This window comes from Cryobacterium sp. AP23 (genome assembly GCF_054075385.1).
On record NZ_CM133415.1, the window covers coordinates 645,749 to 659,846 of the forward strand.

A 14,098-nucleotide genomic window follows, 5' to 3' on the forward strand; every position below is an offset into this window, starting at 1 on the left:
CGGTGGCGGCGTCACCAGCGGTCCGGGGCGGGAACTGGTTCAATGAACCATGCCTGAAACCGTTTCCCCCCTCGGCCTGCTCCTCGATGTCGATGGCCCGATCGCCAGCCCGGACACCCGCACCATCGCCACCCCGAGCATCATCACCGACCTGATCACCCTCGCCGGCGCCAACGTGCCGATCGGCTTCATCACCGGGCGCTCCGCGCAGTTCATCAGCGAGCAGGTGGTGACCCCGCTGGTCACCGCCGGGCTGCCGCACGAGATGCGCATGTACGGGGTCTGCGAGAAGGGCGCGGTGTGGTTCCCCATCACCGACGCCGGGATGGGCGACGTCGTGGTCGACGACAGCGTGGCGTTGCCGGCAGCCGTAGCCGGCCGTATCCGTGACCTTGTCGCCTCCGACTACGCCGACACGATGTTCTTCGACGAGACCAAGCTCGCCATGGTGTCGGTGGAACAGCGCACGGATGTCGACCGGGACGCCTATCACCTGGCGCAGGCCGCGTTCGAGGCGGCCGCGTACGCCATCATGGTCGAGCACGGGCTGGGCGTGCGCTTCGGCGACACGGTCTCCCCCGACGCGACCGGGGCGGTGCCGTTCCGCATCGACACCACCATCATCTCCACCGACATCGAATCCGTGGACCTGGACAAGGACCACGCCGCGAAGCGCGCGTTGGCCTTCTTCGCCGAGGGCGGCGCACTCCCCCGGCTGTGGCGATCGGTGGGTGACTCCCGCAGCGACTACAAGATGGCCGACCACCTGCACGCGGCCGGCTACGACGTGGCCCACGTGGACGTGCGCCCGGCCGACGGCATCCTCGACAAGCCCTACCCGGTCATCGTCGAGGGTGACCTCATCCACGATGAGGCCGGCGCCGCGTTCCTGGGCTACTGGGTGCAGAAGCTCGGCCTCGGCGAGGCAGTCCCCGCCTAGCCGTCCCCGCCTAGCCGTCCCCGCCTAGGCGTCTCCGCCGGGCGGTCCCGGTGCCGGCCTAGTCCTCGACGAAGCGGATGCCGTTCTGCAGGGTGCTGCGCAGTTCGAAGACCTTCTCGAAGCTGCCCCGTTCCATGCCGGGAATGCCGTCGCGCAGCACGCCGACCAGGCGGGAGCGCGGGATCACCACCACCATGGGGCGCCGGCCACGGCCGGGCAGCGACAGGGGCTCGGGCACGGCCTCGTCCGGTGCCACCACGATCAGCGCGGTGAAGCGCACCCGCAGCGATTTGGCAAGCACGCGCGCGGCCGTGGCGAACTCGTCCAACGGTTCCTCGCCCGCTTCCAGCGCGTCGCCGACCAGTTCGCCGCGTTTGAGCTGCACGGGCGATCCCCAGTCCTCGGAGAGGATCGCGAAAAGCCCGGCCGGGCCGAGCACGACATGGTCGACCTTCTCGACGTCGTCGCGGGTGGCGACGTCGTGCCAGGCCGTGTAGCCGATGCCGAGCCCGGAGATCAGCAGGGCGGTCGACTCCTCCGCGAGGGCCTTGGCGAGGCGGTGCCGGATCTCCCGCGGCGCGGACCGGATCAGATCGGGCGCGTAGGGGTCGTCGATGACGGTGCCGCGGCCGGCCCACTCGCGCAGCAACGCCAGGTAGCGCTGCCGGGAGTGCCCGCCAGGGTGCCCGTGCATCCGGGCCTTCATGCCCGACGACGACGGCCGGGCGGACGCGGATGCGGGTGTACCCGGGCCGGAGTAGGAGGTCTCCGGGTAGCGGGCGCCGTCGTACGCGGCGCGGGATTCCGGGCTGCCGATGCGTTCCCAGGCCACCTGCACGGCGTGGAATGACGCGGGGCTGCCCCCGACATCGGGGTGGGACTGGCGCAGCTTCCGACGATAGGCGCGTCGCAGCTCCTCGTCGGTCACCGAGGGGCTCACGCCCAGCACCTCATAGGGGCTGGCCGCGGCCGGACTGTCTGACATTCTCTGCGGTCTCTTTCGGCCTGGAACGGGAGATTCGTTCGGCCACCAGCTTAACCAGCGTTGCTGGCATCTCGCCGACACCGTCGGGGCGGCAAGCCCTGCCGGGAATTCCGTGGGACGATCAGCGGGTGAACACCACGTACCCGGTACCCCGCGTGCACCGATCCAGCACCCGCCTCATCGTCATGGTTGTCGTCGGTGTTGTGGCCGGCCTCCTGACCGGCCTGTTCGTCGACTGGCTGCTGGCGCCGGCCATCGGTTGGGCGGCGGCGGCGGTGCTCTACATCGGCTGGGTCTGGGCCACCATCGCTCCGATGGATGCGGCGACGACGGCGGCCCACGCCACCAGAGAAGACCCCTCCCGGGGCATCACCGATCTCCTCCTGATTCTGGCGAGCCTGGCCAGCCTGGGCAGCATCCTGATCGTGCTCCTTCAGGCCCGGGTGGCGTTCGGCTCGGTAAAGGTCATGCTCGCGGCCCTTGCCGTGGTGACCGTTGCGCTGTCCTGGGTGCTGGTGCACACCCTGTTCACGCTGCGGTACGCGTCGTTGTATTACGCGGACGACGACGGCGGGGTGGATTTCAACCAGGTGGAGCCGCCGTGCTACGAGGACTTCGCCTACCTGTCCTTCACACTGGGCATGACCTTCCAGGTGTCGGACACCTCACTGACCTCATCGGCCATGCGGAGGGTCGCACTCCGGCACGCGCTGATGTCGTTCCTGTTCGGCTCGATCATCCTGGCCACGCTGATCAACCTCGTCGCCGGGCTGTAGCTCCGGCCGGGACTAGCCGGCGAAGGGTTTCGCCGGCAGGCCCGCGACTCCGGGCATGGCGGTGAAGATCGACCCGGCCAGGGGGTCCTCCCCCGGGGCCAGGTCTTCCCTGGACGTGGTGATGAACAGCTGGCGGAGGTCGTCGCCGCCGAACGTGCAGGCGGTGACCCGGCCGGCGTCGACCTCGATGACCTCGTCGAGGGTTCCCTCCGGCGAATACCGTCGCACGGCACCGCCGGCGTACAGGGCCACCCAGACGCCGCCGGCGCTGTCGACGGTGAGGCCGTCGGGGTAGCCGTCGGCTTCGGGGATCTCGGCGAAGGTGCGCAGCCCGGTCAGGCCGGCCTCCGGGGTCCAGTCGAACACGCCGATCCGTCCCGTCGGGGTGTCGTTGTAATAGGCCAGCGAGCCGTCCGGGCTCCACTCGAGCCCGTTGGAGATGGTCACGCCTGTCATGGTGAGACCCACGGACCCGTCCGCAGCCAACCGGTAGAGCGACCCGGCGCCGGTGCGCTGGTCGTACGCCATCGAGCCGCAGTAGAACGAGCCGTCCGGGGCGGTGCCGCCGTCGTTCATGCGCACGGTCGGGTCGGCCCACACCTCGGGCAGGCGGGTCAGGGTTCCGTCCGGGTCCTCCAGGATGAAGCCGCGCTCGCCGGCGATCACGGCGCCGCCACCGACCCGGGGCCGGAGGGCTGCCGCGATCGCGTCCACGTGTCGCCGGGTCACCGCACCGTCGGCGGCCAGGGCGAGTACGTCACCGGCGAACAGGTCGACCAGGCGAAGCCCTCCCCAAGTTGCCGAGTAGACCGGCCCCTCCCCGTGGAAGGTGATCGGGTCGGTGAGCTGTTCGGCGCGCACCGTGGGGTCAGTCGCGCAGGACGTGTGCGGGGATGGCGATGGCCGCGCTGACGGCCAGGATGCCGGAGATGAAGATCGGGCCCTGCCAGGCGGTCACGGTGAAGGCCAGGCCGAACAGCCAGAGGCCGAGGACGAACGCGGCCATCGCCACGACGAAGGAAACAATGTGCATGGGCTGGGTCCTCTCAACGGTGCCGCGAAAGCGTTCCGGGCTCGCTTCGAGCGTACTGGTTCGACGGCGCCCGGTGTGGCTGTCGCTACGCGCTGTAGCCGACCTCGCGCTCAGGGCCGACCGGATCGATGAGCTCCGGCGCATCCTCGCCGGTGATCGGCGCGACTTCGTAGAAGGCCAACCCGGCGGCTTCCTCCGTTGACGCCTCCACCACCGCGTCGACGAGGGCCTGGTCGCCGTCCGCGTGCGGGTCCAACCAGCGATCCCAGGCTTCCTCGGCCAAGAGCACCGGCATCCGGTCGTGGATGTCGGCGAGGGCGCCCTGGGCGGGGGCGGTGAGGATGGTCGCGGTCAGGACCCAGCGAGCCGGGTCGTCCTGGCCGAGGGCCGGGTTGCGCCACCAGGAATACAGGCCCGCCAGCGCCAACGGGAGTCCGTCCTCGGAGTGGACGAAGTACGGGGTCTTGCGGGTGCCGACGGTGTGCCATTCGTAATAGCCCGTGGCGGGGATGATGGCGCGGGTCTTGGCCAGGGCCGTGCGGAAGGTCGGCTTCTCCGCGACCGTCTCCGCCCGGGCGTTGAAGGTGGCGAAGGCGGCCGACAGCTCAGGGGAGAACGTGGGCACCAGCGACCAGCGCGCCGATTCCAGCCGGCGAACGGCCGGGTCGGACTTCATCGATTCGAGCACGATAGGGATCTGCTCTGTCGGTTTCACGTTCCAGGACGGCTCCGGCAGCTCGCCAGCCTCGTGCTCGATGTCGAACATGGCGGCGAGGTCAGGCGCCGAATCGGTCATGATGAATCGCCCACACATAGGCTCAGGTTACCGTGCTGGTCGGGGCGGACCGGGTTATCCACACCGGTTGACTAATTCGAATCTGTGTTCGAAAATTGAAGGGTGTCCATTCCCCTGACTTCCGTTGCACCCGATTCGCCGGCCACGGCCGCCGACCGTGTCACCGAGCTGCGGGAACGCATGAATGGCATGCAACGCGACCGCTGGGAGCCGCGCGGGCGCGCCCTCCCGGGCGGCCTGGCCGCACTGCTGCCCCAGGGACGGCTGCGCTCCGGCGTCGCCTACAGCGTGGACAATTCCACCTCCCTGATCATGGCCATCCTGGGCGCGGCGACCACGGACGGCGGGTGGGGCGCCGTGGTCGGCCTGCCCGATTTCGGCGTCGAGGCCGCGGTCGGCTTCGGCATCGACCTTGAGCGGCTGGTGCTCGTGCCCTCCCCCGGCGACCAGTGGCTGGCCGTGACGGCGGCGCTGGTGGACGTCCTGCCGCTGGTGGTCGTGCACCCCGAGCGCACCGTCGGCGCGGCCGAGGTGGCCAGGCTCGGCGCGCGCCTGCGGCAAACGGGATGCACCCTGATCGTTGCAGGGGGCTGGGCGCAGAGCGAGGCCGTGCTGCGGGTCACCGGCACCCGCTGGGAGGGCCTGGGTGTCGGACACGGCTACCTGTCCGGGCGTGACCTCAGCGTCGCCGTCGCCGACCGCAACGGACCCCGTCGTGCCGAGGCCCTGCACCTGCCAGGCCCCGGCATGGACCTGGGCCCCGCCGAGACACTCCACCGTCCACCCCTCGCCGGGGTACGAACCGGCGCCCACCTGCATCCGGCGGCGGGATGACGGCCATGAACCGGGAACGAACCATCGTGCTCTGGTGCCCAGACTGGCCGGTGATCGCCGCACGGTCTGCCGCCGACGTCGCCCCGGACGCCCCGCTGGCCCTGGTCGACCACGGGCTGGTCTACGCCTGTTCCCCCGAGGCCAGGCATGCCGGCGTTCGCCGGGGACTGACCCTCCGGGAGGCTCAGTTCCGCTGCACCGGCCTCGTCGTGCTGCCCTACGACCCGGTCCTGGACCGCCGGGCGTTCGATCCCGTGCTCGACGGCATCGAGGCGCTCACGCCCGGCGTGGCCGTGGTGCGTCCGGGCACCTGCGCCATCCGCGCGCGCGGTCCGGTGCGCTACTACGACGGCGAACAGGCCGCGGCCCTGGCGCTTCTCGACTACCTGCGCACCGCCGGCCTGGCCGAAGCGCGGGTCGGTATCGCCGACGGCCCGTTCGCCGCCGAGCAGGCCGCCCGGCGAGGCGGGACACCCGGGCCGGGCGTCCTCGACCGAATCCGAATCATCCCCTCGGGCGAGTCTGCAGCCTTCCTGGCCCCGTTGCCCGTCTCCGCGGTCGTCGACGGTGCACTCGGCACCCTGCTCGCCCGTCTCGGCGTGCACTCCCTCGGCCAGTTCGCCGCCCTGCCGGCACTGGACGTGCACCGCCGGTTCGGTGCCGCTGCGGCCCAGGCCCACTCCCGGGCGTCCGGCCACGAACGCGAGGAAGTCGTGCCCCGCACCCCGACCCCGGTCTTCGACCGCGGCCAGGACTTCGAACCTGCCCTTGACCGTATCGACCAGCTCGCCTTCGCCCTCCGCAGCACGGCGGATGCCTTCGTGCACGCCCTCCGGGAACAGACCCTCGTCTGCACCGCGGTCAGCATCCTCGTGACCACGGAGGACGGCTCGATCACCGAACGGACCTGGCGGCATCCGCGCTGGTTCAGCGCCACCGACCTCATCGACCGGGTGCGCTGGCAGCTGCAGGGCGACGGGCGGGCGGGGTCCGGCCTCGCCGCGGGCATCGTGCGCGTGGTCCTCTCCCCCGACCGGGTCGACGCCGTCGCCAACCACGAGGACGGCCTGTGGGGAACCGGCCCCGATGAGCGCATCCACCACGCCCTCACCCGGGTGCAGGGGCTGGTGGGCCATGCCGGGGTCGTCACCGCAATGGTCGGTGGCGGGCGGATGCTCGCCGACCGGCAACGCTGGGTGCCCTGGGGTGACGACGCCGGTCCCCGCGCCGATTCCCGAGGCCCGGCCCGGCCCTGGTCCGGCAGCCTCGACGGGCTGGTCCCGTCCACGGTGTTCCGACAGCGCCGCCCCGTCAGCCTCCTCGCCGCCGATGGCCGCGAGGTCGCCGTGGACGACCGCGGTGCGCTGGACGGCGATCCGGCCGGCTTCACCTCGACGCCGTCGCCCCCGGGGACGGCCGGCACCGCAGACCGCCGGGTCGCGGCCTGGGCGGGTCCCTGGCCGGTCCAGGAGCGCTGGTGGGACCCCGCGACGACCCGCACCGTGCAGCGGATGCAAATCGTCGACGATGCCGGCGACGCCTGGCTGCTCGCCCTGGACGACCAGGGTTGGTGCGCGGAGGCGCGTTATGACTGACCATTCCCGGAGAGAAGCTCACCACCATGGGATTCAATAACCCGCCCATCCCCTGGTCGGAGTTGGAGCGCAAGCTCTCCGACCGGCGCCCCGGCGGCCCTCCCCCCGAGGCCGACGGCGGCGACAGCCCCGCCTGGTCGCGGCACCGCCAGCCCTACGCGCCCCAGGCTCCGACTCACCGACAGCACGAGGCCGCCGTCGCCTACGCCGAACTCCACGCCCACTCCAACTTCAGTTTCCTCGACGGCGGGAGCTCGCCGGAGCGGTTGCTCGAGGAAGCCGGGGAGCTCGGCCTGCACGGCCTGGCGCTCACGGACCATGACGGGCTCTATGGGGCCGTACGCCTGGCCGAGACCGCGGAAAGCTACCCCGAACTCCGCACGGTCTTCGGTGCTGAACTCTCCCTCGGGCTCAGCCGGCCGCAGAACGGGGTCGCGGAACCCGAAGGCACCCACCTGGTTGTGCTGGCTCGCGGCCAAGAGGGCTACCACCGCCTGGCCACCGCACTCACCCGCGGGCAGATGGGCGGAGGAGAGAAGGGACGGCCCGTCTACGATATCGAGGAGCTCGCCGAACTCTCCGGCGGACACTGGAACATCCTCACCGGCTCCGGATCCGGCGCCGTGCGCCAGGCGCTGCGCCACGACGGGGAGAAGGCGGCAGCCCGCGAACTCGACACCCTGGTCTCCCTCTTCGGCCGTGACGCGGTCAACGTGGAACTGTTCGATCACGGCCGGCCCCAGGACACGGTGACCAACGACTCCCTCGCCGCCCTGGCCGAGCGGGCCGGGCTGCCCGTGCTCGCCACCAACAACGTGCACTACGCCAAGCCGGCGGACTTCCCGCTGTTCTCCGCCCTTTCGGCCGTGCGGGCGCACCGCAGCCTGGACGACATGGACGGCTGGCTGCCGGGGGCGCCGACCCAGCACCTGCGGAGCGGGGCGGAGATGAAGGCCCGGTTCGACCGGTACCCGGGCGCTGTGGCGCGCACCGTGCCGCTCGCCGACGAACTCGCCTTCTCCCTGCGGCGTGCCCGGCCCCGGCTGCCCAGGCAGCATGTGCCCGACGGGCACACGCCGATGAGCTGGCTGCGCCACCTGGTCTGGGAGGGCGCGGAACGGGCCTACCCGGGCTACAACGCCAATGTGCGCGACCGCCTGGAGAAGGAACTCGACGTGATCGAGGCCAAGGACTTCCCCGGCTACTTCTTGATCGTGCACGACATCGTGCAGTTCGCCCGGCGCAACGGCATCCTCTGCCAGGGCCGCGGATCCGCCGCCAACTCGGCGGTGTGCTTCGTGATCGGCATCACCGCCGTCGATTCGATCTTCTACCGGTTGCCCTTCGAACGGTTCCTCTCCAGCCTGCGGGAGGAAGAACCCGACATCGACGTCGACTTCGACTCCGACCGGCGGGAGGAGGTCATCCAGTACGTCTACGAACGTTACGGCCGACTCAATGCCGCCCAGGTGGCCAACGTCATCACCTACCGGCCCAAGGTCGCGGTGCGGGACATGGCCAAGGCGCTCGGCTACAGCACCGGGCAACAGGATGCCTGGTCGAAGCAGGTGGAGCGCTGGGGGTCCGCGGTGTCCAGCCCCGAACACGACATCCCCGACCAGGTCGCCGACCTCGCCGGCCGGGTGCTCGGGTTCCCCCGCCACCTGGGCATCCATTCCGGCGGCATGGTGCTCACCGACCGGCCCGTCGGCGAGGTCTGCCCGATCGAGCACGCCCGCAAGGAGGGCCGCACCGTGCTGCAGTGGGACAAGGACGACTGCGCCTGGATGGGCCTGGTCAAGTTCGACCTGCTCGGGCTCGGCATGCTCGCCGCGCTGCAGTACACCTTCGACCTCGTGCGGGACGCACTCGGCGAAACGTGGACACTCGGCAGCATCCCCCGTGAGGAGGCCGGTGTGTACGACATGCTCTGCCGGGCCGACTCCATCGGCGTCTTCCAGGTGGAGAGCCGCGCTCAGATGGGCACCCTTCCCCGACTGCAACCGCGGCGCTTCTACGACCTCGTCGTGGAAATCGCGCTCATCCGGCCGGGTCCCATCCAGGGCGGCGCGGTGCACCCGTACATCCGCCGCAAGCTCGGCCAGGAACCGGTGACGTACCTGCATCCCAAACTCGAGCCGGTGCTGGAGCGCACCCTCGGCGTCCCGCTCTTCCAGGAGCAGCTGATGCAGATGGCCATGGCGGTGGGCGGATGCTCCGGCGAGGATGCCGACCTGCTGCGGCGGGCGATGGGGTCCAAGCGTGGGGTGGAGAAGATCTCCTCGCTGCGCGCCACGCTCTACCAGGGCATGGCCGGAAACGGGATCACGGGAGACCTGGCCGACAGCATCTACGAGAAGATCGAGGCGTTCGCCAATTTCGGTTTCGCGGAGAGCCACTCCATCAGCTTCGCCCTGCTGGTCTACGCCAGCGCCTGGCTGAAGCTGCACTACCCCGGCGCGTTCCTCGCCGCCCTCCTCCGGGCACAGCCGATGGGGTTCTACTCCCCGCAGTCACTCGTCGCCGACGCCCGCCGGCACGGCGTCCGGGTGCTGCGCCCCGACGTGCAGCGCTCCGGCGCCGACGCGGTGCTTGAGGCGATCACCGACGGCTCGGGCGTTCCGGCCGAACGGCCCGCCTGCCTCGACCCGGACCAGCCGCCGGTGCCGGACTACGACCGGACCCTGCCGGTGGACGATCGGAGTCACCGCAGGGACGGCGCCCTCGCCGTGCGCCTCGGTCTCGCCGACGTGCGCGCGATCGGCGGCGCGGTGGCCAAGCGGATCGTGGCGGAGCGGGAGGAATTCGGGCCGTACCGCTCCATGAACGACCTGGCCAGACGGGCCGGGCTGAGCACGGAACAGCTGGAATCGCTGGCCACCGCCGGCGCCTTCGAGGGGATGGGGTTGGAGCGTCGCCAGGCACTGTGGTCGGCCGGTGAGGCCGCCGCCGACACCGACGCCCACCTGCGCGGTTCGCTCGAGACCGTGCAGCCGCCGCTCCTGGAACTGATGACACCGGTCGAACAGGTCGCCTACGACCTCTGGGCAACGGGGGTGTCCACCGACGACCACCCCATTCGGCACGCACGGGCAGGGCTGGAGGCCCGCGGAGCCCTGGCGGCGAACCAGCTGGCGACCAGCGAGAGCGGCCGGCGCATCGAGGTCGGCGGGGTCGTCACCCATCGGCAGCGGCCCGCCACCGCGAACGGCGTCACCTTCATCAACCTCGAAGACGAGACCGGCAACGTGAACGTCGTCGTGAGCGTCGGCGTGTGGACCCATTTCCGCCGGATCGCCCGGGAGTCCCCCGCCCTCATGATTCGCGGCATCCTGGAACGCTCGCCGGAAGGAGTGGTGAACCTCATCGCAGACCGGTTCGAACCGTTGACCGTGGCGGCCCACACGTCATCGAGGGACTTCCGCTAGCGTCGATTCAGTGAACGACGACAGATACTCCCAGGACGTGCTCTTCAACGGCTGGAAGGACGCCGGCCGCCGCGTGGTGCCCCAGCACGAGGCAGTGCGCGACCTGGTCGTGGAGGAAGTCGCCACCGGGTTCTGCGGCGCGGTCATCCGGGTGGAGAAGAAGGTCGTCACCCTCGAAGACCGGCACGGCAAGCTGCGCCTGTTCCCCCTGGGCGCCGGATTCCTCCTCGACGGCGAGCCGGTCGTTCTGGTGCCACCGAAGCAGGCCGCTGGGGCCGGCCGGGCCCGCACCGCCTCCGGGTCCCTCGCGGTAGCGGATGCCCCCGCCCGGGTGGCCAGGGCCAGCCGGATCTTCGTCGAGGGCCGGCACGACGCCGAACTGGTTGAGAAGGTCTGGGGCGCCGACCTGCGCATCGAGGGTGTCGTCGTCGAATACATCGAGGGGGTCGACAACCTCGCCGAACTCCTGGCCGAATTCAAGCCGGGGCCGACCCGCCGCGTCGGTGTCCTCGTGGATCACCTCGTGCCGAACTCCAAGGAGAGCCGGATCGCCGACGCCGTCGCCCGCGGGCCACACGGCAGGCACGTCCTCGTGGTCGGTCATCCCTACGTCGACGTCTGGCAGTCGGTCAAACCGGCGAGACTGAATTTGCCGGTCTGGCCCACAATCCCCCGGTCCATCGAGTGGAAGCACGGCATCTGCGCGGCGCTCGGCTGGCCGCACGAGGACCAGGCCGACATCGCCCGCGCCTGGCAGCAGATCCTCGGCCAGGTGCGCAGCTACGCCGACCTGGAGCCCGCCCTCCTGGGCCGGGTGGAGCAGCTCATCGACTTCGTCACGGTCGAACAGTGACTCGGCAGGCCTATTTGAGCATTTCTGTCAGATTTCGTAACACTTTAAACTCGTTTTCGCACAGATCCCCACGAGAACCGAGCGATGTGGGCTAGTGTTGACGAAGTAGTTGTAGTGCTTGCACGTCTAGAAAACGTATCGATCTCGGTCGGTGCGCGCTTATTCCTTTCGGAAGCGGACGACGAATACCGCGACGAACGGCCTCGAAAGTCGGGGCCTTTCTAACACTCCTGGAGGAGTTTCATAATGGCAACAGGTACCGTGAAATGGTTCAACGCTGAAAAGGGCTTCGGCTTCATCGCTCCCGACGACGGAAGCGCCGACGTGTTCGCGCACTACTCTGCGATCGCTTCGAACGGCTACAAGTCGCTCGACGAGAACCAGAAGGTCGAATTCGAGGTCACCCAGGGCCCCAAGGGTCCCCAGGCTGAGAACATCCGCGCCCTCTAAATAGAGCTGCGTCAGCTACACAAAGCTGTCAACAACGCCCCCGCTTCGGCGGGGGCGTTGTTTTGTTAACCGGCGGATCGCACAACTGTGCCCCGTGCGGACATGTGCACCCGGTGTACCGGGAACAGTTGTCCGCACGGGGCACAGTTGCCGTGCGTGCAGGTCGGGCGGTTAGATGCCCTGGGCCAGACGGTAGTACGCCGCGTTCCACTTGACGTCGTTGGCGAAGCCACGCTTGGTGGTGTCCTCGTCGATGATCAGCAGCTCGGTGCGGGTGATCTCGGCGAAGTCCTCCCAGGCCTCGATGCCCACCGCGGTGGAGAGCACGGTGTGGTGGGCCGCCCCGGCGGTGATCCAGGCGGTGGCGCTGGTGGCCAGGTCCGGCGCGGGCTTCCACACGGCGCGGGCCACGGGCAGGTGCGGCAGCGGCGCGGGCAGGTCGATGACCTCGACGACGTTTGCGACGAGGCGGAACCGGTCGCGCATGTCCGACAGGGCCACAACCACGCCGGCGCCGGCGTCGGTGTCGAAGACGAGGCGCACGGGGTCTTCCCGGCCGCCGATGCCCAGCGGGTGGATCTCCAGGTTCGGCTTGGTGGTCGTCAGCGACGGGCAGATCTCCAGCATGTGCGCGCCGAGGATCGACTCCTCACCGGGGACCAGGTTGTAGGTGTAGTCCTCCATCAGCGAGGCGCCACCGGGCAGGCCGGCGCCCATCACCTTGGCCGCGCGGATCAGGACCGACGTCTTCCAGTCGCCCTCGCCGCCGAAGCCGTAGCCGTCGGCCATCAGTCGCTGCACGGCCAGGCCCGGGAGCTGGCGGAGACCGCCGAGGTCCTCGAAGTTGGTGGTGAAGGCGCTGAAGCCGCCCTCTTCCAGGAAGGAACGCAGGCCCAGCTCGATCTTCGCGCCGTAGCGGAGGGATTCGTGACGGTCACCGTCCGGCTTGAGCTCGGGCGCGACGTTGTAGGCCTCGAGGTAGACGGCGATGAGGTCGTCCACGTCGGACTCGCTGGCGGCATCCACCCGCTCGACCAGTTCGTTGACACCCCAGGTGTTCACCGAGACGCCGAAACGGATCTCGGCCTCGGTCTTGTCACCCTCGGTGACGGCGACGTTGCGCATGTTGTCGCCGAACCGGGCCAGCTTGAGGTTGCGCACCGCCGCGGCGCCGCTGGCTGCACGGGTCCAGGTGCCCACCTGCAGGGCGACCGCCGGGTTCGACACGTGGCCGACGACGGTCTTGCGGGGGATGTTCATCCGCCCGGCGATGTAGCCGAACTCACGGTCGCCGTGCGCGGCCTGGTTGAGGTTCATGAAGTCGAAGTCGATCTCCGCCCACGGCAACTCGACGTTGGCCTGGGTGTGCAGGTGCAGGAACGGCTTCGCCAGGGCGTCGAGTCCGCGGATCCACATCTTGGCCGGGCTGAAAGTGTGCATCCAGGCGATGACACCGACGACGTTGTCAGCACCGTTGGCGTCGATCATGGCGCGGCGGATGGCCTCGGAGTCCTTGACGACGGGCTTCCACACGATGGTGACCGGGATGTCGCTGGACGCGTTCAGCTGGTCGACGACGTCCTGGGACTGCTCGGCGACCTGTCTCAGCGTCTCCTCGCCGTAGAGGTCCTGGCTGCCGGTGAGGAACCAGACCTCGTTCGCCTTGAGGTCGGGGATGATCGAGTTAGTCACTTCAGTGCTCCTTTGGGGTCTTGGCCGTACACGTTCTGGTAGCGATCGAACAGGGAGTCGATCGCGGTCTGGGGAATGGGCAGGCTCTCGCCCAGCTGGCGGGAGATATGCACGGTCTTCGCGACGTCCTCGGCCATCACGGCGGCCTTCACGGCGTCCTTGGCGTTCTTGCCGATGGTGAAGACACCGTGGTTCTGCATCAGGACCGCCCGCGAGCGGTGCCCGGCGAGGGTCTGCACGATGCCGCGGCCGATGGACTCGTCGCCGATGATGGCGAACGGGCCGATCGGGATCTCGCCGCCGAACTCGTCGGCCATGGCGGTGATCACGCACGGGATCGCCTCGCCGCGCGCCGCCCAGGCGGTGGCGTAGGTGGAGTGGGTGTGCACGACGCCGCCGACCTCCGGCATGTTCCGGTACACGTAGGCGTGCGCGGCGGTGTCGCTGGACGGGCTGCGCTCCGACCCCGGGGTGCCGGCGATGACGTTGCCGTCGAGGTCGCAGAGGATCTGGTTCTCCGGCGTGAGGTCGTCGTATTCGACGCCGGACGGCTTGATCACGAACAGGTCGGCGCCGGGCACCCGGCCGGAGATGTTGCCGCCGGTCCAGATCACGAGCCCGTACTTGGTGAGCTGGGCGTGCAGGGTCGCCACCTCGGTGCGGGTGCGCGCGATGGCGGCGTCGATGTCGGGCGAGAAGCTGACCATGGTGGTTCC

General features: G+C 69.8%; 13 protein-coding genes. 7 read left to right on the forward strand and 6 right to left on the reverse strand.

The window, feature by feature from the left end:
- Positions 1-49 precede the first annotated feature (49 nt).
- Positions 50-940: a hypothetical protein gene (locus tag ACU5E9_RS02970; RefSeq protein WP_456812159.1), complete on the forward strand. Its 891-nt coding sequence runs from the start codon at positions 50-52 to the stop codon at positions 938-940.
- Positions 941-998: 58 nt separating this feature from the next.
- Here ACU5E9_RS02970 and ACU5E9_RS02975 read toward each other — a convergent pair whose 3' ends face one another.
- Entirely contained in the window at positions 999-1,925 is a 927-nt protein-coding gene (locus tag ACU5E9_RS02975) for a J domain-containing protein (RefSeq protein ID WP_456812160.1), read from the reverse strand.
- Between the two features lie 128 nt (positions 1,926-2,053).
- Between ACU5E9_RS02975 and ACU5E9_RS02980 the strand changes: the two genes are divergently transcribed.
- Positions 2,054-2,701 (forward strand): DUF1345 domain-containing protein, encoded by a 648-nt coding sequence (locus ACU5E9_RS02980; protein ID WP_456812161.1) that lies wholly within the window; start codon positions 2,054-2,056, stop codon positions 2,699-2,701.
- Positions 2,702-2,713: 12 nt separating this feature from the next.
- Here the strand turns inward: ACU5E9_RS02980 and ACU5E9_RS02985 are convergent, their stop codons facing one another.
- The 3 genes from ACU5E9_RS02985 to ACU5E9_RS02995 all read right to left on the reverse strand — a co-directional run bounded on the left by ACU5E9_RS02985 (position 2,714) and on the right by ACU5E9_RS02995 (position 4,548).
- Complete coding sequence (locus ACU5E9_RS02985; protein ID WP_456812162.1) at positions 2,714-3,562, reverse strand: SMP-30/gluconolactonase/LRE family protein; 849 nt, start codon at positions 3,560-3,562, stop codon at positions 2,714-2,716.
- 7 nt (positions 3,563-3,569) lie between these two features.
- Positions 3,570-3,734: a hypothetical protein gene (locus ACU5E9_RS02990; protein WP_456812163.1), complete on the reverse strand. Its 165-nt coding sequence runs from the start codon at positions 3,732-3,734 to the stop codon at positions 3,570-3,572.
- An 85-nt stretch (positions 3,735-3,819) separates the two neighbouring features.
- Complete coding sequence (locus ACU5E9_RS02995) at positions 3,820-4,548, reverse strand: SOS response-associated peptidase (RefSeq protein ID WP_456812164.1); 729 nt, start codon at positions 4,546-4,548, stop codon at positions 3,820-3,822.
- An 84-nt stretch (positions 4,549-4,632) separates the two neighbouring features.
- Between ACU5E9_RS02995 and ACU5E9_RS03000 the strand changes: the two genes are divergently transcribed.
- From ACU5E9_RS03000 to cspE, 5 genes are all read left to right on the forward strand, one after another.
- Entirely contained in the window at positions 4,633-5,364 is a 732-nt protein-coding gene (locus tag ACU5E9_RS03000; protein WP_456812165.1) for a hypothetical protein, read from the forward strand.
- A gap of 5 nt (positions 5,365-5,369) precedes the next feature.
- Positions 5,370-6,959: a DNA polymerase Y family protein gene (locus ACU5E9_RS03005; RefSeq protein ID WP_456812166.1), complete on the forward strand. Its 1,590-nt coding sequence runs from the start codon at positions 5,370-5,372 to the stop codon at positions 6,957-6,959.
- 26 nt (positions 6,960-6,985) lie between these two features.
- A complete protein-coding gene (locus ACU5E9_RS03010) occupies positions 6,986-10,387 on the forward strand; it encodes an error-prone DNA polymerase (RefSeq protein WP_456812167.1) in 3,402 nt (1,133 codons plus the stop codon).
- A gap of 10 nt (positions 10,388-10,397) precedes the next feature.
- On the forward strand, positions 10,398-11,240 hold the full coding sequence (locus tag ACU5E9_RS03015) for a DUF3097 domain-containing protein (RefSeq protein ID WP_456812168.1): 843 nt from the start codon (positions 10,398-10,400) through the stop codon (positions 11,238-11,240).
- Between the two features lie 246 nt (positions 11,241-11,486).
- On the forward strand, positions 11,487-11,690 hold the full coding sequence (gene cspE / locus ACU5E9_RS03020) for a transcription antiterminator/RNA stability regulator CspE (RefSeq protein WP_035840308.1): 204 nt from the start codon (positions 11,487-11,489) through the stop codon (positions 11,688-11,690).
- Positions 11,691-11,861: 171 nt separating this feature from the next.
- Here the strand turns inward: cspE and araA are convergent, their stop codons facing one another.
- On the reverse strand, positions 11,862-13,370 hold the full coding sequence (gene araA / locus ACU5E9_RS03025) for an L-arabinose isomerase (protein ID WP_456813488.1): 1,509 nt from the start codon (positions 13,368-13,370) through the stop codon (positions 11,862-11,864).
- A gap of 8 nt (positions 13,371-13,378) precedes the next feature.
- Positions 13,379-14,089: an L-ribulose-5-phosphate 4-epimerase gene (locus ACU5E9_RS03030; protein WP_456812169.1), complete on the reverse strand. Its 711-nt coding sequence runs from the start codon at positions 14,087-14,089 to the stop codon at positions 13,379-13,381.
- Positions 14,090-14,098 lie beyond the last annotated feature (9 nt).